This window comes from Sphingobacterium sp. UBA7855 (assembly GCA_002500745.1).
Lineage (GTDB): Bacteria > Bacteroidota > Bacteroidia > Sphingobacteriales > Sphingobacteriaceae > Sphingobacterium.
Map to the genome: position 1 here is coordinate 101,684 of DLST01000017.1, position 21,816 is coordinate 123,499.

Sequence of the window (21,816 nt, forward strand, 5' to 3'; positions counted from 1 at the left end):
ATATGACTGTCTATATTTTAGGACAAAAGAGGTTCGCATAGCGATAGGATAGCGTAATGACGAATTAGATGTCCTATTTCGAAAAAATAATCTAAATATTATATAGTAACTATTTCATATTCAAAAGGGAATCAGTATCTTTGCGAACTTAAAATAATTTAGGTACAAAATTTATAAACAAAAACAGGTAAATGCCTACTATTCAACAATTAGTTAGAAAAGGTAGAGTAGCTCTGGTTGATAAGAGTAAGTCACCAGCGTTGGACTCATGTCCACAGCGAAGAGGTGTATGTACACGTGTATATACTACTACCCCTAAAAAACCAAACTCAGCAATGCGTAAAGTAGCTCGTGTACGTTTAACAAACGGTAAAGAGGTCAACGCTTACATCCCTGGAGAAGGTCACAACTTACAAGAGCACTCGATCGTTTTGATCCGCGGTGGTCGTGTTAAGGATTTACCAGGTGTGCGTTACCACATCATCCGTGGTGCATTAGATACTTCAGGTGTAGCAGGTCGTAACCAACGTCGTTCAAAATACGGAACTAAGCGTCCTAAACCAGGACAAGCAGCTGCAGCTCCAGCAAAAGGTAAAAAGAAATAATTAAACGGAGGAAAGAAAAATGAGAAAATCAAAACCGAAAAAGAGAATCATTTTACCTGATCCAAAGTTTAACGACGTTCAGGTAACACGTTTCGTAAACAATATGATGGTAGATGGTAAAAAATCCATCGCTTATTCTATTTTTTACGATGCAGTAGAATTAGTAGAACAAAAAACACAAGAAAGCGGTTTAGAAGCTTGGAAAAAAGCTTTAAACAACGTTATGCCTGCTGTTGAAGTTAAATCACGTCGTGTTGGTGGTGCAAACTTCCAAGTTCCTATGGAGGTTCGTCCAGACCGTAAAATTGCTTTAGGTATGAAATGGTTAATTTCGTACGCTCGCAAACGTGGTGAAAAAACAATGTTCGAGAAATTAGCAGGAGAAATCATTTCAGCTTCTAAAGGTGAAGGTGCTGCTGTTAAGAAGAAAGAAGATACGCACAAAATGGCGGAAGCTAACAAAGCGTTCTCACACTTCAGATTCTAATTTTGAAGACATTCAAAAAAATATGATTACACCGACCTCCGATAAAAGAACAATCCTTTATCAAGGTCGGTGTACTTATTTAACATTACATTTAAACACATAAGGCCATTGTATGGCCAGTTGCTTAAAAATATTATGGCAAGAGATTTAAAATTCACTAGAAATATCGGTATCGCTGCTCACATCGATGCTGGTAAAACTACAACAACTGAGCGTATCCTTTATTACTCAGGTGTAAACCACAAAATTGGTGAAGTTCACGAAGGTGCTTCAACAATGGACTGGATGGAGCAAGAAGCTGAGCGTGGTATCACAATTACTTCTGCTGCTACAACTGTATTCTGGAACTACCGTGGTAGCAAATACCAAGTAAACGTAATCGATACTCCAGGACACGTGGATTTCACGGTTGAAGTAAACCGTTCATTACGTGTATTAGACGGATTAGTATTCTTGTTCTCAGCTGTTGATGGTGTTGAGCCTCAATCTGAAACAAACTGGCGTTTAGCTGATGGTTATAAAGTACCTCGTATCGGTTTCGTTAACAAAATGGACCGTTCAGGAGCTGACTTCTTGAAAGTTGTAAAACAAGTTAAAGATATGTTAGGTTCTGATGCAGTTGCTTTGCAATTGCCTATCGGTGCTGAAGATAGTTTTAAAGGTGTAGTTGACTTGATCAACAACCGTGGTATCGTTTGGAACGAACACGACAAAGGAATGACTTTCACTGAAGTTCCTATTCCTGATGATATGTTGGAAGAAGTTGCTGAATACCGTGAGAAATTATTAGAAGCTGTTGCTGGTTATGATGAGACTTTGATGGAGAAATTCTTCGAAGATCCAGATTCATTGACTGAGCGTGAGATCTTAAATGCATTACGTGCTGCTGTATTGGATAACTCTATCGTTCCTATGGTGTGTGGTTCATCTTTCAAAAACAAAGGTGTTCAAACCATGTTGGATTTGGTGATGGAATTATTGCCTTCTCCTCTTGATGTAGAGGCTGTAAAAGGAACTAACCCTGATACAGGCGAAGAAATATTACGTAAACCATCTGTAAACGAACCATTCGCTGCTTTAGGTTTCAAAATCGCGACTGACCCATTTGTAGGTCGTTTATGTTTTATCCGTGCTTATTCTGGTAAGTTAGATGCAGGTTCTTATGTATTGAACACACGTTCAGGAAACAAAGAGCGTATCTCTCGTATCTTCCAGATGCACGCGAACAAACAAAACCCTATCCCTTTCATTGAGGCAGGTGATATCGGCGCTGTTGTAGGTTTCAAAGACATCAAAACTGGTGATACACTTTGTGACGAAAAAGCTCCTATCGTATTGGAGTCTATGACTTTCCCTGAGCCAGTAATTGGTTTGGCAATTGAGCCTAAAACTCAAGCTGACGTTGATAGATTAGGTATTGGTCTTGGTAAATTGGCTGAAGAGGATCCAACATTTGTTGTAAAAACTGACGAAGAGACTGGTCAAACAGTAATCTCTGGTATGGGTGAGCTTCACTTAGAGATCTTGATCGACCGTTTGAAACGTGAATTTAAAGTTGAGGTTAACCAAGGTGCTCCTCAAGTATCTTACAAAGAGTCTATCAATGGTACTACTGAGCACCGTGAAGTATTCAAAAAACAATCAGGTGGTCGTGGTAAATTCGCGGATATCAAAGTTGTTATCTCTCCAGCGGATGAAGATTTCGATTTAACAAAATCACCTCTTCAATTCGTTAATGAAATCGTAGGTGGTAAAATTCCTAAAGAATTTATCCCTTCAGTTCAAAAAGGATTTGAAACTTCAATGAAAAATGGTGTGTTAGCAGGTTTCCCATTATCAGGAATGAAAGTTCGTTTGATTGATGGTTCATTCCACGCTGTCGATTCAGATTCATTGTCTTTCGAATTAGCTGCTCGTCAAGCATACCGTGAAGGATTGCCTAAATGTTCTCCAGTGTTAATGGAACCAATCATGAAGATTGAGGTTTTAACACCTGAAGAAAACATGGGTGATGTAATGGGTGACTTAAACCGTCGTCGTGGTCAAATGCAAGGTTTGGATTCACGTAATGGTGTACAGGTAATCAAAGCATTGGTTCCACTTTCTGAAATGTTCGGTTACGTAACTCAATTACGTACAATCACTTCAGGTCGTGCAACATCTACAATGGAATTTGATCACTTTGAAGAAGCTCCTCGTAACGTTGCTGAAGAGGTGATTGCAAAATCAAAAGGTAAAATCAAAGGTTCTGTAGAATAATATAGACCCTAGATAGAGGAACAAAGATGGAGTACTATTGTAGCTTGTCTTTGTTCTTTAATCAAATATTAAATAAACACCGATTGCTAGTTGTGAATAGCTCTAATTAGCAGTCATTTTAAATAAATAAAAATGAGCCAAAGAATCAGAATTAAATTGAAATCTTACGATTACAATTTGGTTGACAAATCAGCTGAAAAAATCGTAAAAACAGTAAAACCTACAGGTGCAGTTGTTAGTGGTCCTATTCCATTGCCTACTGAGAAAAAAATCTATACGGTATTACGTTCACCACACGTTAACAAAAAAGCACGTGAGCAATTCCAATTGTGTGCTTACAAAAGATTGTTGGATATCTATTCATCAAACGCTAAAACTGTTGACGCATTGATGAAACTTGAATTGCCTTCAGGTGTTGAAGTAGAAATCAAAGTGTGATAGATTTCAATCACTGAAAAAAGAAAGGGCCTTTCGTAAGAAAAGCCCTTTTTTGTTGTTTATACTTTTTTGACTAGAATTGGTAACCGACGCCTACTGAGAATACGCGGTTTTTAGAAGTAACCCCTTCGATATCTTTATACATATTTGTTAATCCTAGTCCATAACCAACATTGATTAAGAAACCATTTGTTAGTTTGTAACCACCCAATAAATTTAACCCAGCATCGAAGGTCTTTATACCGGCATCGCCAAAACTTCCGCTTTCACTATAATTTCCTTTACTAGCTTTTGCGTGAACCCCAAACCCAGCATAAGGACCTGCACCCAAAAACACTTTTCCAGCATCTCCGGTAGGAAAATAATATACTAAGTTTACAGGAACCTCAATATACATCAGATTATCTTTAGCATCCTCATTCAAATCAAACTCACCAGCAGAAACCTTTCCTCCCTTACCTTGAAGTGAAACGCCGGGCTGTATGCTAAAGTTCGGCGCGACTGGCATATCTGCAAATCCAGTGATATAAAATGAGGTATTAGCGTCCGAAGTATAATTCACATTACCTTGGCTAACCTTAAACTTAGCAAAGTTAACACCAGCCTTTAAACCATAAGAAGTCTGTGCTTTTGCTCCAGCAACAAACAATAATGCCGCAGCGATTGATAGTAATTTTCTTTTCATTAAAAATAGATTAAATAATGAACAAAAATACAACATAATTTAATTAAATACAATAAAATAGTAATCTCTGCAAGATATTCTAAAAAAATATTAGATGATAGGCCTACCACACGTTAACAAAAAAGCACGTGAGCAATTTCAATTGTGTGCTTACAAAAGAATGTTGAAGATCACTTCGCCCTCCTATTATTTAAGGCATTACCGAAACCTGAGCTAACCTTATGCCTTGAAGTAGAAATCAATATGCGATTGATTGCATTCAATGACAAAAAAGTGCGCTTCGTAATAAAAGCCTTTCTTTATCCAATCACAGTACCTGAAGTATCGGTACATTATAAAACACAAGGAAAACTCATTTATGACTTACCACAACTAGATTTGATAGCCAACTCCTATGGAAAATATACGGTTGTATGTGTTGGATATATCACTCGTTCTGATATCTAAAAGGCCCAATGCGTACCCACCATTGACCGAAAAGCCATTTGCCAATTTAAATCCTGCCAAAAAATTTAACCCAGCGTCATACTTCTTCATCTCATTGCTATTTTGCGTAACTCCAAATTTGACTCTATCAACAGTCCCAGTAAACTTTTCTTTACCTGAGATAGCAATACTTGCATATGGTCCTCCACCTACAAAAAATTGGACAAAATTATTTTGAGGAAAGTAATACGCTAAATTTAAAGGAACTCCAAAATACTGTATCTTACGCCATCCATCCATCAAAATTTCATTACCTAGGGAACCTGTACTTATTTTGCTTCCTGTCTGCTGAAAAGCCAATCCAGGTTGCAAACTGAAACTATTGCTTAGTGGTAACTCTATATGCGCTTCAACGTGCAACCTTTTTATGGGCGGATAGGCAGAGCTACCATAATTTGAATAATTCACTTCTTTTGCGAAATTGACAGCTGTACGAAAGCCAAAAGACATTTGGGCTTTCAGCCCTACCGCGACCACAAGTGCTAATGTGGTCAATAACGTTTTTTTCATAAAATACTTTTGTTAACTATAAGCTCGTATAGTTCGCAAAAATAATATAAAAAAATATTATTCTATATCGCTATTAATATCTTTCAAGGGTGGAAGTTCTTTATGTAATGTTGCATACATATCGTTATAAACTTCATCTTTACTATCTTCTTCTCCCAGTAAAAATCCCCAGGGCTTAAGCTCTCTAATGCGATCCATCACAATCTTTACTATCGCCAAAATAGGAATGGCTAAAAACATCCCAGAAATACCCCATATCATCTCACCAATAATGATAGACAACATCGCAAACAATGAATTTACTTTAACTTTTGAACCCACGATTTTAGGGACAATAAAGTTGCTATCAATCATGTGTACAATAATCAACGCTAAGATGACCAAAACCACATGCGTCAACGATGATGTCGCGAAAGTAAGAATGGAAATAATAAGTATAGAGGAAAAAATACCGACATAGGGAAGTACATTGAACACCCCTGTGATCAATGCTAAAAGCAAACTATATTTGACACCAATCAATGACAAAACAATAAAGACCAAAAGCGACACCAAGCTCATCTGGATCAATAAACCAATAAGATACTTTTTCACCACATACTGTACCTGCTGTACCACATCGACCACAATGGGCCTGTCTTCGACACGATTGACAAATAGCAGAAACTTCACGATATGCCCTCTGTAGATGAGGAGGAAAAACGTATAAAGGAAAGTAAAAACAAATAATATAAACATGGAGGAAAGTGAAACCAATGCCGTTCCTAAAAACAGCGTACCAGAATCCACGGATTTCGAGGCCGTCTTATTGATAAATTCCATCTGCTCTTTGTGCCTTATGCCAAATTGTTCACTGACCCAGCTTTGCAGTTTGCTCGCACCATCCATGATCTGCTCTTTAAATGCTGGAAAATCTTCTTTCAGAAGTGTGAGTTGGGAAGCTAATAGAAAAAGCCCATACCCCAAAACTCCGAAAAATAATATTACACTTAAAATGCCCGCTAACGTTCGAGGGAAGCGTAGTTTACATTCCATGAAATTGCTCAACGGTATCAAAAGTAGGGAGAATAGCAATCCCAGGATCATCGGGACAAGGATCGTATCGCCAATCTTTGCTAAATAACCTAACAGGAGAATACTAATAAGTACACAGGCCAACTTCACATAGAATGGTAAAATAAGAAATCTTTTCATACAGCTATCTTTTGCATAAAAATAACAATTTAGGTCGACTTAAGTTTAATGCATTAAAAAAGTCCCCACAACTGCAGGGACTCTTTCCTCATAATAAGTTTAAGTACTTATATTTCTTATAGTCCGAAACCGATACCCACGGACCAAACTCGGTTTTTAGCCGAACCAACATTAGGTGATAGGTTCGTCAAACCTAAACCATAACCAGCATTGATCTGAAATCCGTTCGTTAATTGATAACCGGCTAAGAAGTTCACACCAAAATCGGTACGCTTCATTTGGTCTCCTGAACCACTGCCAAACTTAATATCATCTTCCGTTGTAACACCGGCGAGAGTTTGCTTAGTTTTACCACTTAACCCAAAACCAACATATGGTCCTGCACCTACAAAGAAATTACCAGATGCACCAGTAGGAAATTTAGCTACTAAATTGACTGGAATATCCAAAGACATAACAGTTACTTTATTTTCACTCGAGCCTTCGCCGATGGATTCTTTTCCACCTTTATTTTGCAGGGATAATCCGGGCTGGATAGAAAACGTTGGTGAAATTGGTGCATCCAAATAACCTGTCACAAAAAATCCTGTTATAGATTTTGTACTACCATTGTCCATTGAATATTTAGGAATATTTACACCCGCACGTAATCCGTACCCCAATCCTCCTTGTGCAAATGCGCCCATTGATCCAAATAAAACTGCTGCAGATAATAATAATTTTTTCATGTTTCCCAATTTAACTACTTTGTTCTTTTTTCTTTTATTCTCATATATTTCCTGTATGAGATTTCTGACAACGTTGTTTGCAATATCTATTCCAAAATATATAATATGTTCATTTTCAAATTAAAAAAACAAAAAAAATCAAAAATCCTCCATTTACCAATGTCCTTTAAAAAAGACAATTGGTGGAATAAATTTCAACTTACTATGTTGTTAATGATCATCTAAAAAGCTTTCGTAAAAAGCTGGATACCTTATTGAGGTAAAGCGGCAAAAAGTCACTTTAAATTGTTAAACACATTTTCATCAACATGCGCTAGAGGCTACGTATTGAAAATACAAGCTTGGTTTTCAGAGCAATGCTTAAAAACTCAAAAGTTTTATCATAAAGATTTTTTAATTCCAATTATAAGTTTTATTTTTGCAGACCTTCAAAAGGAAAAAAATAGGGTCGGATGGCCGAGTGGCTAGGCTGAGGTCTGCAAAACCTCCTACAGCGGTTCGAATCCGCTTCCGACCTCGTTTTATTTTAAACAATAAAAATATTATCAAAATGGGAGTTACACGTTTAAAAAGAAAAGATAGAAGAAATAAAACTGTTTCACGTGTTGAAGTTCAGTTTTTGAAATTAGGAACTAACGTAGAGTTAGGTTCTAGATCAAAAATGAAAGCTAGCAACCAAATCGTTAAAAACGATGCTATCTTAAATCAATTAGCTTCAGAAGCTAAATAAGTAAGAAGAATTTAATAGCCTTTAAAGTTATACTTTAAAGGCTTTTTAATAGGTCCACCATTTGGTGGACTTTTTCTTTTGAGCTCATCCACTGTGCTTCATCCATTCCATTAACCTGTGTCTGCTTAAAACTCATCTCTGATACATGCAACTCTTTCGCCGAACTGTGTATCGCAACTGCACCCGTTTCTTTTAAAATGTGAATAATATTGGACGCGTCGACCCCCGCCCCCGGCATAATCACAATACGGCCATTGGCTTGTTGAACCAACTCCTTGAGTAATGAAACTCCAGCGAAAGCAGAATTTCTTAAACCTGATGTCAGAATACGATCTATCCCCATATCAATAACATCTTCTAAAGCACGGAAAGGATCTTCTACGCGATCAAAGGCGCGATGGAACGTAACGTGCATGGGGCGTGCAGCTTCAACCAACCGCAAGGTATTGACTTTATCGACCGTACCATCTGCATTCAGCATACCGATCACAACGCCATCCATCCCCAACTGCTTACATACTTCAATATCTGCAATCATTTCCAAAATCTCGGTCTCGGTATAAAGGAAGTCCCCTCCACGTGGCCTGATAAGCACATGAATGCCAATGTTAACCAATTTTCGTACTAACTGGAGCTGGCCAAACGAAGGTGTAGTTCCCCCGTTTTCTAAATTTTGACAAAACTCTACGCGGGTTGCCCCACCCTTTTCAGCCTCTATAGCTGACGCTACGGAATTTGAACAGATTTCTAATTGATAATTCCCAATCGCCTTTTCCCTCATTTGATTTTATTATTCTATTTTTCGTTTATGCGAATAACGTAAAAAAATAGCAAATAACCTATGCTCTTCTCTGTATTAGACTAATACCAAGGTTAAGAAGAGTAAAACTAATGGTTACGCATGCAAGCAAATTAAAACATTAAAAACATTCTGCTTACGTATTTGTATTTACCTTACAGGTTTTTATTTAAACAGCTAAAAATCAATTGTATATCATTTCAAGTAGATTATCATGGCAATTGTATCGAAAAATATGGAGACCCAAGAGAAAATTATCAGCACTTTTGAAGAGCTCCAACAAGCTATTTATGACCTTAAGCATCAACTCGTTGAATCTGAACTACTTTTCAATCAGGCGTGCAACAGACATATTGATTCTAATTTCCAAAAGGAATGGCTGCTGGATAGAATTTCTTCGCGCTACGATAGGATATCACTTCGCCACGATGTGATGCTGCTGGTTCGCGACACAATTTCTGCATTCCGGGATTTTGATGGGTATTTTCTTGATGTTAAGCAGTTACTACAGTCGATTGAATCATTGATGCTAAGCCATGCCGATGAGGAAGAATATGAAATTGCAGCTATTATCAAGAAATGGCATGAAAAATTTGCCGAAGCAATTTATTTCATAAGCGACTTCACTTATTAAGTCGCCGTTTTATTATACTTTTGCAGCATTGTAAAATATTAAGAAATGCGCAAACCTTCAGCTACTGTTGACTTACATACCGATGCCTTCCTTGATGATTGGGAAGATTATTCACCAGAGGAACTCTTACAGGAATCCATTGATTTTATGCGATCTAATCTAGACGCAGCTATTTATTGGGAAATGAACGAAATAAGGTTTATTCATGGTAAGGGAAAAGGATTGCTTAAAAAAATGGTTTTTGAAGAATTGAAGGAATATAAGGATAATGGGTCTATTGAACGTTATTATACATCCTACCAAAATGAAGATATTGTGGTCGTTGTTATAGGAATTTAAAAATGCCCCCAGAAAGTGTTTAACTTTTTGGGGGCAATGCAATTCAGGAAGCCTTAGTGTGATGTTTGCTATTACTTTATTGCTGGTGTGATAATCACCTTACGGAATTCAACTGGGCCGTGATCCCCCTGGAAATAGATCGGTCCTGGCTCTGCCTCTTTGCTATCCAATGCACCACCAGTTATGCCTGGGATTTCTTGGTTACTGATCACTGTCTTTCCGTTTGCAACTACCGTTACGAGACGTCCAATAAGTGTAATATCGAATGTTTGCCATTGTCCGGCTCCTTTATTGACCATTTCATTGGCAGCTAAAAAGCCATATACCCCTGCGAAAAGCACCGCATTTGGATGTGCATCCTTGGGACTATCCTCTATCTGAACTTCATATCGACCTCTCAGGTAGACACCACTGTTGCTTCCTGCTGGAATTTTAAATTCAACATGTAATTTAAAATCTTCAAATTTTTGCTCAGAGACCAAATTAGAACCAGATTGCGGGCTAGTCAAAATTCCGTTTTTCACCACCCACTGATTTGTCTTGCCTGTGGCTTTCCATCCGGTCAGATCCTTGCCGTTGAACAGCTGAATGGGCTTACCCCATTTGACTGCTGCGCTACGCTTCAGTTCTGGGGCGCGTATACCTTTAAAACGATATGTTTTGCCATCCGGCTCTGTTATTGTTCCTTCCAAAACACCATTAACAATTTCGCCTTCCACACTCAAATTCATCTTACCACTCTCCCATTGCGGGGGGATGGAAAATTTAAACTTTCCTTTTTCGTAAAACACATGAGAAACTGGTCGGGCACTCCCCGAAGTACTCACATAGTGACCGACTAACGTTCTATAGCCTGACAATTTCACCTCTAACCAGGATGGTGCTGGTGTACCGTTGACATCCACTTCGATATCCCATCGCCCTATCAGCTCTTTACCCTCTACATCCTGTTGATAATGGAAAGACTCTCCGATTGAATGGGTAGCAAAGGTTACTTGCGGTAATGCACAAGAGGCCAAAATTCCTAAAAGAAATGCCGCTTTTCTGTTCATATTATTTATGTTTATATTCGAATTCACATTAAATTTAAAGCAATTTAAATGTTTAGCGGCGGGTTTACAAGGATATAGTGTTAAAAATAGACATAAAAAAAGCCCTAACTTTCGTTAGAGCTTCCTTAGTCGGGGTGGCAGGATTCGAACCTACGACCTCCACATCCCAAATGTGGCGCGATACCGGGCTACGCTACACCCCGAAAAGGTATCACCTTTGTTTTGTGTGGCACAAAAGTACATTAAATACAGCTATCTTTCAAGAATATTCTTAACAAAAAACTTAACAAACTGATTTATTGCAAAATAATTTATAAAAGATTTAACACCCCGATCAATTTCTGTATAAAAACTACTTTCACACCACCTAATTTGCCTAAAATAAATACACGAGCAAACGATTAAAACAGTGCTCGTTTAAAAAGCAGAATTGGTTAAACCTCCTACAGATTGAGCAATAGCATATCTTAAAGACTCGAGATCGTCACGCTGTACCAAAACGAAAAAAGCCCCAACTTTCGTTAGAGCTTTTTTTAGTCGTCCTGTCGGGACAATTTTCGAACCATTTTTTAGAAGATCTAAGAAAATTGGTATTCCAAAAATGATGATTATATAGGTTTTTGAAATTACTATTCTTGAATGAAACATAACGCATTTTTCAGACAGCTCTGATTGAACTCCGTCATGAAATGAAGTAAATCTTAGATACTTTTCAACTAAATCACCACACCTCCTACGGATATATTCCAGTAATTTAGCAATTGCAAATATGATTTGAGATTCAAAAACGCTGTGAAGATTTTTTGTAACCAGCCTAAATTGAACTTGAAGGTATTTGACTAAGCTGAACAAAAGGTTTAAACCACCTTGCAATCAACTAGCTAAATGAGAATTTTACATTGCAATTTATTATTATTGTATATGGAATTGACGCAACAAACCAAACAGAACGAGGTAGATATACCACAGAAAATCTTCAATCAGCTGATACTTGAACTGGAAAAAACTACAGTTCCAAAATCAGTGACCGACCAGCTTAAGGAAACTATAATTACCAAGGGCGATTTCTCCGAACAATCACTCCGTGCCGCTATGATCCCAAATCCTGAAATATGATATTGGTAAAGAAAATAGAGATAGTTGAATTCAGAGGGATAAGAAATCTCGAAATTGATTTCAAGAAGAAAAACTTCGCCATCTGTGGAAAGAATGGAACAGGCAAAAGTGGCATTGTAGATGCATTGGAATTTGGGTTGACAGGTGATATTTCCAGACTTGCGGGCAGCGGAACGGGAGGAATTTCTTTAAAAGAGCACGCACCACATGTTGACAGCAGAAGCAACCCCGCAAAGTCAAAAGTAATCATTACGGTATTTATTCCTTCGTTGAACAAAGAAGTAGCTATCGAAAGAAATGTAAATGACATCAATAATCCGGTGATAAAGCCAACTACGCCCGAAATCGTTACTGTTCTTGATGAAGTGAGGAAACATCCTGAATTTACTTTGTCCAGGCGTGAACTCATCAAATATGTTATTTCAACTCCGGGAGATCGAGCAAAAGAGGTTCAAGCGTTACTGAGATTGGAGAAAGTCGAGAACCTTAGAACTTCACTGCAAAAGATCGCAAATGCTGATAAACGGGAAATACCCCTATTAAAAAAACAAAAAGAGGATGCCAAAGGCCACCTATTGACTGCTTTAAATATCACCGAATTCACGTCCGAAAAAGTATTAGAAGCGGTTAATGTCAGAAGAGTGGCGCTAGGACTACCTCCCCTCACTGAATTAACGGCAACTACTTCTTTCAAAGACGGATTAACTACTCAAACAGCGACAAAAACTGCCAACATCGTAAAGGGAGCAGCTATAAACGTCCTAACAAAACTAAAGAACACATTTACAGCGTATAATAATTCTGGTAAAGGCAAAGATTTACGGGAAATTATTGAAAGTATTGAAGCCCTGAAAAGCGACAGTACTATTTTAAAAAACTTAAACCGAGAAGGATTTCTTAGGGATACACTAATATTTATAGACAGCGACTGTTGCCCTGCCTGTGACACAGAAGTTGGCTTGGATGAGCTCATAGCTATAGTTCAGGATAAGCTGAAGATGTTTGAAGCAGTAACCCTAAAACGTTCTGCTATCGAATTTCGTTTGGAGGCATTGATAGAAGAGTTAAGACAATTATATTTAGATATCAGGCCGGTAAAAGATTTGGGTGCCTTATTAAATCCCATCGTTGATACTTCAAAATTGGATGATTATTTGACTGATATCCATAAATGTGCTAACTCTATCAAGTCCTTTTTACCTGTTGAAGAGCTATTAGCTGCGCTTGAAAATTACGGCTCTATACCGAAAGAGGTAGAAGATATCACGAACGAAATTGAAAAACGTATTAAAGCAATACCAGATCCCTCGAAACAAGACGCTGCCCGTGATTACCTAACAATCGTACAGGAGAAACTTGAAGCCTATAGGACTGCATCCTCTAATTTTAAAAAAGCGCAAGACAAATCGGAAATCAGCACAAAAGTTTTTGAAACCTTTGGAAATGTTGTTACCCAAACACTCGAAGAACTGTACAAAGAAGTAGAAGCCAATTTTACCGAGCTATACCGTTTCATAAATAGTGATGATGAGGCTACATTTACAGCCCAATTGACTCCATCGATTGGAAAGCTAGGTTTTAACGTAGACTTTTATGGTCGGGGTTATTTCCCGCCGGGCGCCTATCACAGCGAAGGCCATCAAGATGGTATGGGGCTCTGTTTATATCTGGCTTTAATGCAACATATATTAGGCGACAATTTTAAATTCGCAGTGCTCGACGATGTTTTGATGTCTGTAGATACAGGGCACCGGAGGGAAGTTTGCAGATTATTAAGAGAGAAATTCCCGAGCACCCAATTCATACTGACCACACATGATGATGTTTGGCTGAAACACATGAGAACGGCTGGTCTGGTACAAGCAGGCGGATACATGCAATTCAGAAAATGGGATGTTGACAATGGCCCAAACGAGTGGAACGAAAAAGATGTTTGGGGGGAAATAGATAACTACATAAACAAAAACGACGTAAGAAGCGCGGCGTCATTACTTCGCCATTATCTGGAATACATTTCAGCAGATATCAGCCACAAGCTAAGAGCTCGTGTTGAATTCCGGGGTGATGCGCAATTCATGTTAGGTGATCTATTGCCCGCTGCGACTTCACAATTCACAAAACTACTCGATGAAGGTGTAAAAGCTGCGAATTCATGGGGTAAGACGGAACTTGAAGAAAAACTGAAACAACAGAAAACAGATTTTAAAACTCTGATCACAAATTCTCAACTGGAACAATGGCAGACCAATGCAGCTATCCATTACAACGAGTGGGCAAATCTTGAAGGGAAAGACTTTGAACCAGTTGCATCTGCCTTTAAAGCACTAATCAATGGTTTCTGTTGTACAGAAGAAGGTTGTAATTCTGTTTTGTACCTAGTGCCGGAAAGAGGCGAAAAAGACACAATGAGATGTGCATGCGGAACAACCAATATTAATCTGAAAAAGAAATAATTGGAGATGATCATTATTGAAAACGAAGAGACGGTAAAATAGACTTGTATTAAACATTTGTGAGGATACTCCTTAATTAATGGATATAACCTGGGTCTGGTTTATTCATTGATCGCCGAAACTCTGAAGTAACGAATTGGAAACGCCGTATACAACATTCGTTTTCACTGACAATCCTTAAAATCTTTTTCAACACAAAAAAATAGGATGTTTAATATTTCATCCTATTTTTCATCTTGAACAACTTACAAATACATTTACTAAACGTCGCTCAAGCGGAAAGGCAGTTTTCTTATTCTTTTACCTGTTAGATCAAAAATAGCGTTTGTAAGTGCCGGTGCAAAAGGCGGTAGCGCTGGTTCTCCTACTCCACCCGCATTCTCTTCGTTTTCGACAATATAAGCCTCAATGGGTGGCACATCCATAATCCTAGGCATTTTATAGTTGTAAAAATTCTTTTGGTCAACCAAGCCGTCTGTAAAGGTTGTTTCATGCATCGTTGCCGCTCCTAGCCCCATGATGACACTGCCTTCTATCTGTGCGTGGATGATATCGGGATTTACGTACCAACCGCAATCCATCACAACCCAAACCTTGTCGATTTTAACCCCACCTTTTGGATCGCGTGAGACTTTCACGACCTGACCTACCGTGGATGCAAAACATTCTGTGATTGCAACACCATAACCCTTGTTGGAACCACGAGATCTCCATCCTGATACTTCCTCCATTTTATCGATCAACTTGTGTACCCGTTCATCCGGCAGATGTTCTCTACGAAACCCGAGGGGATCTTTTCCCGCAGCTATAGCCATTTCATCCATAAAACTTTCAAAGGCAAATCCGTTGGTCGAAGCGTAAACGGAACGCCACCATAAAACGGGTATAGGAGTTTCAAATGGCACATCGGCAATGGTCAGATTCGGAATCGATTTAGTATAGGCTTCCAAAAATCCTTCACTGGAGCTACCATTTGCCTTTGTACGATCGTCGCTACTAAAATGTCCGATATTTTGTCCGCATAACTTCACCTTCACTGCCTCCATTTTCCCATTCTTCAGCAGTCCTTCGCAGCGATACGTAATCCCTGGTCGATAAGGCCCCTGTGTAGCATCGTCCTCGCGTGTCCACACGACCTGAACCGGGCCACCTAATTCTTTTGACACAACTGCCGCTTCATAGGGATAGTCCATAAAAGCCTTACGGCCGAAACCTCCGCCAAGAAAAGTCATATTAACCTTTACGTTCTGCCAAGGAATACCAAACTCTTGCGATATAGTATCCTGAACCATTTCGGGAGCTTGGATCGGCCCCCATATTTCAACGGTGTCACCCTGCCAGTGCGCAATGCAGTTCACCGGCTCCATAGCGTAGTGAGCTTGATATGGTGTTTCATAGAGCACATCCAATTTATTTTGCTGCGCGGCTAAAAGAGCCGAGGTATCCCCCTTTGTGCTGAATATCAAACCTTCCTGGGAGGCTAGCAACGCTCTTTGTCGCTCGTAGATCTGCGCGCTGTTCATATGCTCAAAACCGCTGTCATCCCATTCCACTTTCAGGGCTTTTTTTCCTTCTATCGCCGCCCAGGTCGAGTCGGCTATTACAGCAACACCTTCCCGCCAGGTATTGTGAACCTTCATACGCACCTTGAATACCTTTTTTACTCCTTTCACTTTCATGGTTTCCGTCTCATCAAACGAACTGAGTTTGCCCCTCATTCTGGGATTACGCTCAATTGCGGCAAATAGCATTCCGGGAATCCGTTTGTCGATGCCGAACACAGCACTACCATTTGTCTTTAAAGGTGTATCAATCCTACGAACAGGTTTTCTAATCAATTTGTACTCAGAAATAGACTTCAATTTAACATTCTGTGGAGGTTCCAGTTTGGATGCAGCCTCTACCAATTGTCCGTAATTCAATTTTCTATCAGTACCTTTATGCACAACATGGCCCGATTCCGCAAAACACTCCGAAACGGCTACTCCCCACTGGCTGGCAGCTGCCTGTATCAACATTATCCGCGCTGTGGCCCCCAGATTCAATAGTTTCTTATAACTTCCCCTAATCGTGGAACTACCTCCTGTAATCTGTCCGCCATATTTCTTGCGATCACCTGGTGCAAACTCAACTTGAATATCGTTTAAATCAACTTCGAGTTCTTCAGCTATGATCTGTGGTACCGAATGGTATGAGCCCTGTCCCATTTCGGCACGGTGGTCAAATAAAGTTACCTTACCATTGGTGTCAATATGTATCCATGCGTTCAACTGTACGGTTTTAGCATCCTCCAGGTTGTCAGGCGAGAATGCTTTTATAATTTGAGCACCGGCAGGAAATAAATATCCAAGGCAAAGAGCCCCTGTGCCAAGTCCCGCCGTCTTTAAGAAATTACGTCGGGAGGTATTGATTGATTCCTTTTCAGTAGACATAAGTTTGTTTTGATTACTGATCCTATTTATTTTTAAGCTCTTTTTCCTCAGGTGCATAAGCGCCATTTTCCAGCCAAGTAATCCACGCTTTTTTGAATTCGGCGTGACTCATGGGTGGTTTGGTCCGATCTCCGCCCATATCCCAGCTGTGTACCACCAGTCCGTCATCGGCGTGTTCTATCAATTGCTTTATATTTTTATTCCCATTCTGTGCAGGATCGACCAGCTGCTTTGCTAATTCATACGGCGTCTTTCCTTCGAACACCATTTTCATATCCGAGGGAGGTAAGTGCCAGTTTGGATGTCCTGGAGGGGTATGTAGACCAGGGCTGTTTTCCGGCTGATGGCAATTGGCGCATTTCATAGTAAGAACGCCCTTTCCATCTGCTCCTCTTTGTGGAAGCATTTCATGCAAATGACTATCATCACCCTGCAAAGGAACATCACCAGCTGGATGACAATTCATACATCGTGGACTCATTAATACAGCATAGACTTTCTTAAACGCCTGAGTGGAAACAATACTGTCTTTCCTGGAGTTCTCAATTCTGTCAACCGGAATATTCGGCGTAGACCTTATACTGCTGTAAACCGAATAACCGGCGAATGCCATCAGTAGGGAAATGATACTATATTTAATGATTCTGGACATTTTTACTTTAGTTTAGTTTAGTACAAAGGGCTACTTCCCTTGAGATTCTTTTTGCATTGTTGCAGCAAGATGGATGGCTTTCCTTACACGTAGATAGGTGCCGCATCGACAAATGTTTCCTGCCATCGCGTGATCGATATCTTCATCTGTTGGGTCCGCTACCTCACGCAATAATACAGCCGCGGCCATAATTTGGCCCGAATGGCAATATCCGCATTGAGGTACATCTATTTCCGCCCAAGCTTTTTGTACCGGATGGTCATTATCTGCGGAAAGCCCCTCTATCGTGGTAACGCGTTTGCCTTCTGCTCTTTTCAGCTTGGTTACGCAAGACCTGACAGCTTCTCCATCTAAATGAACGATACACGCGCCGCATTGGGCAACGCCACATCCATACTTTGTTCCCGTTAAGCCCAAAATATCCCTTAAGGCCCACAATAGAGGCATTTCAGGATCGGCATCGAATGAGTGTACCTTTTTGTTTACCGTTAGTGAAATCATTTATTTTTTGTTTATCTGGTTCTTGTTTGTACATCTCTGTTAAATACAAGTTTAATTTTATATCGCCTTTATGAAGACATCAAACTTGTCAAACGTATCAGTTTAATATAACATAAAACTATCAATTTTATATTTTGTTTTCCTATTCCTTTTGAGTCCCTCTTTGAGGGGATTATCCATCTTTAATTTTTGGGATGTATAAAGAGCAACCTGTCTGCAATGCCGGAGCTGGTTGTTGCTTGTGGAGAAGTATTGGTGGAGATGATGTACAGACCATCCCCCTGAGGAAGAACAGCTCGTGCCCGTTCCCCAGCTGTAAAAATCTGCTCCAGCGTTCTTGCTTCTTCATTCATAACATAAACGGCTCTTGTTGCCAATGCCGCAACTACCAGACGATTACCTGCAAAGGCGATACCGGCCGGTGCCCAAGCCCTGTTACCGGAGTTGATATAAGGTACAATCATACCTTCCCGCTGTGCACTACCTTGAATGAGAGGCCACCCATAATTTCCCCCGGCGGTAATAATATTGATTTCATCATTTCCCGATTCACCATGTTCTGAAATGTATAGCCTCCCATCAGGATTCCATGCCAGTCCCTGTGGGTTCCTGTGCCCGTATGAATAGATATAAGAACCGGCAAACGGATTGCCGGGCGCAGGCTCACCGTTCAGATCCATCCGAAGGACTTTACCTGCGAGACTGTTTAGACCCTGTGGGGCTTGCTGGTCACGTAGCCATCCGGTTGTAGCATAAAGAAATCCGTCCGGACCAATAGCAAGTCGGCCTCCGTTGTAAAGTCGATGTCCGGGTATGCCGTCAAGTATAACACGCGTTTCTCTCCATGAGGAACCATTGAAATTCAATTCCACTATGCGGTTGGTAAGCCCTGATCCGCCATTGTAGGTGTAGTAAACAAATGCTGTTCCGCTTTGGGCAAAATCAGTGGACAATGCAAGCCCCATCAATCCGCTGCCACCATCATGGACCACGGGCTTGGATGTACCTACTTCATACCGCCGCCAGGTCCTGTCTGTTCCAATCATCACTATCGTACCATTAGCTTCAGTGATAATAAGAGTTTCTTCCGATGACATCCTGATCTCCCACGGGTAGTTCAACTCGGAGTTTACCACTGTAACATCCCAATCCTCCGTGGTCATTCCGATGAGGTCTCCGTTTCCAATCGGTGTATCAGCTTCTTCCGAAGACTTTCCGCAACTACCGAATAAGAGAATTGCACTCAATACCATTGAAATCATTTTCATTATATCTTTACTAACACTAGCTATCTTATTATTAGACAAATACACATCATTCGTTTAATTTCACTACAGACCAATTATTGTATCATTTTGCAGGCCTGTTCCTACATTTTTGGCCTATCTATAGCTTCTCCTTATAAAGGTATTCATTTATGAGCTTACGATTTTTATACAAAACACGGAATGTTTTACCAATTTCACTGATTTTGCAAAACAGGGGATACTCGAAAACAAGACCACCATACTACCATATTACTATTTCTTCTCAAAAGTCACCGTGACGTTTCCTGCCCCCAAAGCCGAAGCCAATCCAGACGGTGCATTTATAGCACCTAATTTTGTATAACTGTATGAAGTAGAGAACCCCTCATAGAAAAGTACCAGTGTTCTGGAACCATACAACATTAAATCTCCGTTCTTAATTGATCCCGGATTTGAGGAATTGGTTGGCAAGCTCTTGGGAAGGTCAAAATATTTTTCGTTTCCATTAAGTTCGGTCATTTTAATGGTCAGGGGCAACATCTCGCTGAATGACCATGCGGCTTTGTTGTCCAACAAAGTACAGTTAAAGGTTTTTGAGCCAACCTTAATTTTTATATCAATGGTTTCCATACTGCCTTTTGATCTATTTATACTATCCCTCTGGTCATCCTGACTACTATTGTCGACAACACAGGCTGAAACACTGCTTACAATAGAGAGAAACAACAAGGGTATTAAAAATGCAGATTTCATTTTATTTTAATTTTTTAAAAATCGCCGACATGGCTTCTGTATCGATATTGTCCATATCTACCAGCTTGAGTGTCTTAACCATTTTCGCGGTACTGGTCTTATAATGTTGAAAGTGGGCTGTCTGCAAATGTGACTGATATGCAGCTTTATCGGCATAGATTTCTACGATTCGTACCTGTGCCTGATTATCTTTCTGATACATTGGAAATATAGCAATGACTCCCGGCTCAATCTTCACTGAAATGGCAGCTTCCTCTTTTAGTATGGCCCTGTACTCTTCCAAAAATTCGGGTAGGATTTCTAGTTCTGAAATACGCACGATCATGTCCGTTCCGGAGACAGAAACCGCTGGCACGGAGATAATCTTCCTTACTGCATTTGCCCTTGTCCTATCAACTTGCTGTTCTATCAGATCTGCAAGCTCCTTCAACTGTATCTCCGTCAGTCCTGTATTCTTTCCCACATTGATATGGAACTGCAATTGGGATTCTGCACCCGGTGTAGATGCCAACGCTGCTATCGTTACCAGTTCCCGTTGCATGTAGGTAAGCACTTTGCTATCGAATATGTCGGAAAACAAATGCTCCTTTAAAAATGCATCAACACGAGGAGCAAATTCTCCAAAACCGGGCGCGGGCTTAGTTTGCGGTTCCCCAGTAAGTGTCTCCAGCACTTTCCTCCCTTTTTCATACCTGTCTCCCGTAGTGCTGTGCATGGTGATCGCTACACCCTGTTTGTCTTCGATGCCCTTTGCTTTTCTTTCCCGGGCCACTTCCATAAAAGTGTGTATCGCGTTCAAGCTCCTGGGAAAACCGCAGTAGGCATATAGCTGACTCAACGCTTCCTTTATCTCATTAATAGTAAGTCCGGAATCCAGTCCGATATTCAATTGTTCCTTGAGCTGTTCAAGATTACCGACAGCCGTAAGTGCCGAAATACTGACAAGGCTCTGCTGCTTGGCGGTTAGGTTTCCTGCGGCAGGCGTAACTTCCTGTGCCTGTAAATTGCTCATTGTACAAACTATCAAAATATACAGTAAAAATGCGGGTAATAAACGGGGAGTACTTTTCATTGTTATCGTATTTTATTGGCTTCGGTATATTCCTGATCCGAAACCGGATTTAACCACACTACATTTGTTTCATCCACATAATTGGTAATGGCAATATGTACCATCTTTGTATCTGAGGTGGCGCCGTGCCAGTGTTCTGTATCTTTTGGGATATTGACCACATCAGCTTTTTTAATCGTCTGAGGAGACTTGCCCTTTTCCTGGTAAATGCCTTCTCCCTCTATAACGATCAGTACCTGACCTCTTGGGTGGCTGTGCCAATGAGTTCTGGCACCAGGTTCAAAGGTAACTACACCAGCAGAAAAATCATTGTTGCTGTCTTTGTCCACTAGTGGGTTTAGAAAGGCATTGCCGCTGAACCAATCATCCGACAGTGGGTCTCCCTGGGGAAATATAGAATTGTTATTTTCTGTTGCCATTTTATTTTAATCTTTTATTGTCACACGCTGTAAAGGCTATCACCATGATAAACCCGAGAGCTGCTGCTAAAGTTTTGGTTCTTTCCATTATATTGATTATCTATAATTTCCTTCATGCATTTTCTAAAATACACTTCCATTACAAATTTAATAAGCAGACTTCGCAAAAGCATTGCTATGAAGCTCAATTTACTTTTCCATAAAGCTCAACTCACCTCTCGAACT

At 40.0% G+C, this 21,816-nt stretch carries 22 protein-coding genes, 2 tRNA genes and 1 pseudogene; 11 read left to right on the forward strand and 14 right to left on the reverse strand.

The window, feature by feature from the left end; all coding sequences use genetic code 11:
* Window positions 1-191 precede the first annotated feature (191 nt).
* The 4 genes from rpsL (at window position 192) to rpsJ (ending at window position 3,789) form a co-directional block, all read left to right on the forward strand.
* Window positions 192-605, forward strand: coding sequence for a 30S ribosomal protein S12 (rpsL, locus tag B2107_RS15615; protein ID WP_002993550.1), 414 nt, complete (start codon window positions 192-194; stop codon window positions 603-605).
* 19 nt (window positions 606-624) lie between these two features.
* A complete protein-coding gene (gene rpsG, locus B2107_RS15620) occupies window positions 625-1,092 on the forward strand; it encodes a 30S ribosomal protein S7 (RefSeq protein WP_046671863.1) in 468 nt (155 codons plus the stop codon).
* A gap of 135 nt (window positions 1,093-1,227) precedes the next feature.
* A complete protein-coding gene (gene fusA, locus B2107_RS15625) occupies window positions 1,228-3,351 on the forward strand; it encodes an elongation factor G (RefSeq protein WP_293956589.1) in 2,124 nt (707 codons plus the stop codon).
* 132 nt (window positions 3,352-3,483) lie between these two features.
* Entirely contained in the window at window positions 3,484-3,789 is a 306-nt protein-coding gene (rpsJ, locus tag B2107_RS15630; protein ID WP_028070501.1) for a 30S ribosomal protein S10, read from the forward strand.
* A gap of 73 nt (window positions 3,790-3,862) precedes the next feature.
* On the opposite strand, the gene B2107_RS15635 is transcribed toward rpsJ, so the two are convergent.
* Window positions 3,863-4,474 (reverse strand): porin family protein, encoded by a 612-nt coding sequence (locus B2107_RS15635; RefSeq protein WP_293956590.1) that lies wholly within the window; start codon window positions 4,472-4,474, stop codon window positions 3,863-3,865.
* A 106-nt stretch (window positions 4,475-4,580) separates the two neighbouring features.
* Between B2107_RS15635 and B2107_RS21945 the strand changes: the two are divergent.
* Window positions 4,581-4,652 (forward strand): annotated as a pseudogene (locus B2107_RS21945) (30S ribosomal protein S10); the annotation flags it as partial.
* A gap of 194 nt (window positions 4,653-4,846) precedes the next feature.
* Here B2107_RS21945 and B2107_RS15640 read toward each other — a convergent pair.
* The 3 genes from B2107_RS15640 to B2107_RS15650 all read right to left on the reverse strand — a co-directional run bounded on the left by B2107_RS15640 (window position 4,847) and on the right by B2107_RS15650 (window position 7,392).
* Window positions 4,847-5,470: a porin family protein gene (locus B2107_RS15640; protein ID WP_293956591.1), complete on the reverse strand. Its 624-nt coding sequence runs from the start codon at window positions 5,468-5,470 to the stop codon at window positions 4,847-4,849.
* Window positions 5,471-5,527: 57 nt separating this feature from the next.
* Window positions 5,528-6,664 carry an AI-2E family transporter gene (locus B2107_RS15645; RefSeq protein WP_293956592.1) on the reverse strand — a complete coding sequence of 379 codons (1,137 nt, stop codon included), beginning with the start codon at window positions 6,662-6,664 and terminating at the stop codon, window positions 5,528-5,530.
* Between the two features lie 116 nt (window positions 6,665-6,780).
* The gene (locus tag B2107_RS15650) at window positions 6,781-7,392 is read right to left on the reverse strand and encodes a porin family protein (protein ID WP_293956593.1); all 612 of its coding nucleotides are present in this window, start codon (window positions 7,390-7,392) and stop codon (window positions 6,781-6,783) included.
* A 446-nt stretch (window positions 7,393-7,838) separates the two neighbouring features.
* Between B2107_RS15650 and B2107_RS15655 the strand changes: the two genes are divergently transcribed.
* Window positions 7,839-7,909, forward strand: a tRNA-Cys gene (locus B2107_RS15655).
* Between the two features lie 33 nt (window positions 7,910-7,942).
* Window positions 7,943-8,122 carry a hypothetical protein gene (locus B2107_RS15660; protein WP_046671880.1) on the forward strand — a complete coding sequence of 60 codons (180 nt, stop codon included), beginning with the start codon at window positions 7,943-7,945 and terminating at the stop codon, window positions 8,120-8,122.
* Window positions 8,123-8,156: 34 nt separating this feature from the next.
* On the opposite strand, the gene B2107_RS15665 is transcribed toward B2107_RS15660, so the two are convergent.
* Entirely contained in the window at window positions 8,157-8,903 is a 747-nt protein-coding gene (locus B2107_RS15665) for a copper homeostasis protein CutC (protein WP_293956594.1), read from the reverse strand.
* Window positions 8,904-9,135: 232 nt separating this feature from the next.
* Between B2107_RS15665 and B2107_RS15670 the strand changes: the two genes are divergently transcribed.
* Both B2107_RS15670 and B2107_RS15675 read left to right on the forward strand, forming a co-directional pair.
* Complete coding sequence (locus tag B2107_RS15670; RefSeq protein WP_293956595.1) at window positions 9,136-9,555, forward strand: hypothetical protein; 420 nt, start codon at window positions 9,136-9,138, stop codon at window positions 9,553-9,555.
* 45 nt (window positions 9,556-9,600) lie between these two features.
* On the forward strand, window positions 9,601-9,894 hold the full coding sequence (locus tag B2107_RS15675; RefSeq protein ID WP_293956596.1) for a Smr/MutS family protein: 294 nt from the start codon (window positions 9,601-9,603) through the stop codon (window positions 9,892-9,894).
* Window positions 9,895-9,965: 71 nt separating this feature from the next.
* On the opposite strand, the gene B2107_RS15680 is transcribed toward B2107_RS15675, so the two are convergent.
* Window positions 9,966-10,946 carry a 3-keto-disaccharide hydrolase gene (locus B2107_RS15680; RefSeq protein WP_293956598.1) on the reverse strand — a complete coding sequence of 327 codons (981 nt, stop codon included), beginning with the start codon at window positions 10,944-10,946 and terminating at the stop codon, window positions 9,966-9,968.
* Between the two features lie 129 nt (window positions 10,947-11,075).
* Window positions 11,076-11,149 (reverse strand) — tRNA-Pro (locus B2107_RS15685).
* Between the two features lie 718 nt (window positions 11,150-11,867).
* Between B2107_RS15685 and B2107_RS15690 the strand changes: the two genes are divergently transcribed.
* Together B2107_RS15690 and B2107_RS15695 are read left to right on the forward strand one after the other, a co-directional pair.
* The gene (locus tag B2107_RS15690) at window positions 11,868-12,062 is read left to right on the forward strand and encodes a hypothetical protein (protein ID WP_293956600.1); all 195 of its coding nucleotides are present in this window, start codon (window positions 11,868-11,870) and stop codon (window positions 12,060-12,062) included.
* Window positions 12,059-14,515, forward strand: a complete 2,457-nt coding sequence (locus B2107_RS15695; RefSeq protein WP_293956601.1) for an AAA family ATPase — start codon at window positions 12,059-12,061, stop codon at window positions 14,513-14,515. The genes B2107_RS15690 and B2107_RS15695 overlap by 4 nt, the downstream gene beginning before the upstream one ends.
* Window positions 14,516-14,775: 260 nt before the next feature.
* Here the strand turns inward: B2107_RS15695 and B2107_RS15700 are convergent, their stop codons facing one another.
* The 7 genes from B2107_RS15700 to B2107_RS15730 form a co-directional block, all read right to left on the reverse strand.
* Window positions 14,776-16,947: a xanthine dehydrogenase family protein molybdopterin-binding subunit gene (locus B2107_RS15700; RefSeq protein WP_293956602.1), complete on the reverse strand. Its 2,172-nt coding sequence runs from the start codon at window positions 16,945-16,947 to the stop codon at window positions 14,776-14,778.
* 22 nt (window positions 16,948-16,969) lie between these two features.
* Window positions 16,970-17,599: a hypothetical protein gene (locus B2107_RS15705; protein WP_293956604.1), complete on the reverse strand. Its 630-nt coding sequence runs from the start codon at window positions 17,597-17,599 to the stop codon at window positions 16,970-16,972.
* Window positions 17,600-17,629: 30 nt separating this feature from the next.
* Window positions 17,630-18,100: a (2Fe-2S)-binding protein gene (locus B2107_RS15710; protein ID WP_293956605.1), complete on the reverse strand. Its 471-nt coding sequence runs from the start codon at window positions 18,098-18,100 to the stop codon at window positions 17,630-17,632.
* A gap of 182 nt (window positions 18,101-18,282) precedes the next feature.
* The gene (locus B2107_RS15715; protein WP_293956606.1) at window positions 18,283-19,368 is read right to left on the reverse strand and encodes a PQQ-dependent sugar dehydrogenase; all 1,086 of its coding nucleotides are present in this window, start codon (window positions 19,366-19,368) and stop codon (window positions 18,283-18,285) included.
* A 252-nt stretch (window positions 19,369-19,620) separates the two neighbouring features.
* The gene (locus B2107_RS15720; protein ID WP_293956607.1) at window positions 19,621-20,100 is read right to left on the reverse strand and encodes a cyclophilin-like fold protein; all 480 of its coding nucleotides are present in this window, start codon (window positions 20,098-20,100) and stop codon (window positions 19,621-19,623) included.
* A 1-nt stretch (window position 20,101) separates the two neighbouring features.
* Window positions 20,102-21,112: a carboxymuconolactone decarboxylase family protein gene (locus tag B2107_RS15725; protein ID WP_293956608.1), complete on the reverse strand. Its 1,011-nt coding sequence runs from the start codon at window positions 21,110-21,112 to the stop codon at window positions 20,102-20,104.
* A 62-nt stretch (window positions 21,113-21,174) separates the two neighbouring features.
* Window positions 21,175-21,591 carry a (R)-mandelonitrile lyase gene (locus tag B2107_RS15730; RefSeq protein WP_293956609.1) on the reverse strand — a complete coding sequence of 139 codons (417 nt, stop codon included), beginning with the start codon at window positions 21,589-21,591 and terminating at the stop codon, window positions 21,175-21,177.
* Window positions 21,592-21,816: the final 225 nt, after the last annotated feature.

Bases quoted from the DNA above. Each gene is read 5' to 3' on its own strand.
- rpsL (WP_002993550.1), top strand. From the start codon at position 192: ATGCCTACTATTCAACAATTAGTTAGAAAAGGTAGAGTAGCTCTGGTT.
- rpsG (WP_046671863.1), top strand. From the start codon at position 625: ATGAGAAAATCAAAACCGAAAAAGAGAATCATTTTACCTGATCCAAAG.
- fusA (WP_293956589.1), top strand. From the start codon at position 1,228: ATGGCAAGAGATTTAAAATTCACTAGAAATATCGGTATCGCTGCTCAC.
- rpsJ (WP_028070501.1), top strand. From the start codon at position 3,484: ATGAGCCAAAGAATCAGAATTAAATTGAAATCTTACGATTACAATTTG.
- B2107_RS15635 (WP_293956590.1), bottom strand. From the start codon at position 4,474: ATGAAAAGAAAATTACTATCAATCGCTGCGGCATTATTGTTTGTTGCT.
- B2107_RS15640 (WP_293956591.1), bottom strand. From the start codon at position 5,470: ATGAAAAAAACGTTATTGACCACATTAGCACTTGTGGTCGCGGTAGGG.
- B2107_RS15645 (WP_293956592.1), bottom strand. From the start codon at position 6,664: ATGAAAAGATTTCTTATTTTACCATTCTATGTGAAGTTGGCCTGTGTA.
- B2107_RS15650 (WP_293956593.1), bottom strand. From the start codon at position 7,392: ATGAAAAAATTATTATTATCTGCAGCAGTTTTATTTGGATCAATGGGC.
- B2107_RS15660 (WP_046671880.1), top strand. From the start codon at position 7,943: ATGGGAGTTACACGTTTAAAAAGAAAAGATAGAAGAAATAAAACTGTT.
- B2107_RS15665 (WP_293956594.1), bottom strand. From the start codon at position 8,903: ATGAGGGAAAAGGCGATTGGGAATTATCAATTAGAAATCTGTTCAAAT.
- B2107_RS15670 (WP_293956595.1), top strand. From the start codon at position 9,136: ATGGCAATTGTATCGAAAAATATGGAGACCCAAGAGAAAATTATCAGC.
- B2107_RS15675 (WP_293956596.1), top strand. From the start codon at position 9,601: ATGCGCAAACCTTCAGCTACTGTTGACTTACATACCGATGCCTTCCTT.
- B2107_RS15680 (WP_293956598.1), bottom strand. From the start codon at position 10,946: ATGAACAGAAAAGCGGCATTTCTTTTAGGAATTTTGGCCTCTTGTGCA.
- B2107_RS15690 (WP_293956600.1), top strand. From the start codon at position 11,868: ATGGAATTGACGCAACAAACCAAACAGAACGAGGTAGATATACCACAG.
- B2107_RS15695 (WP_293956601.1), top strand. From the start codon at position 12,059: ATGATATTGGTAAAGAAAATAGAGATAGTTGAATTCAGAGGGATAAGA.
- B2107_RS15700 (WP_293956602.1), bottom strand. From the start codon at position 16,947: ATGTCTACTGAAAAGGAATCAATCAATACCTCCCGACGTAATTTCTTA.
- B2107_RS15705 (WP_293956604.1), bottom strand. From the start codon at position 17,599: ATGTCCAGAATCATTAAATATAGTATCATTTCCCTACTGATGGCATTC.
- B2107_RS15710 (WP_293956605.1), bottom strand. From the start codon at position 18,100: ATGATTTCACTAACGGTAAACAAAAAGGTACACTCATTCGATGCCGAT.
- B2107_RS15715 (WP_293956606.1), bottom strand. From the start codon at position 19,368: ATGAAAATGATTTCAATGGTATTGAGTGCAATTCTCTTATTCGGTAGT.
- B2107_RS15720 (WP_293956607.1), bottom strand. From the start codon at position 20,100: ATGAAATCTGCATTTTTAATACCCTTGTTGTTTCTCTCTATTGTAAGC.
- B2107_RS15725 (WP_293956608.1), bottom strand. From the start codon at position 21,112: ATGAGCAATTTACAGGCACAGGAAGTTACGCCTGCCGCAGGAAACCTA.
- B2107_RS15730 (WP_293956609.1), bottom strand. From the start codon at position 21,591: ATGGCAACAGAAAATAACAATTCTATATTTCCCCAGGGAGACCCACTG.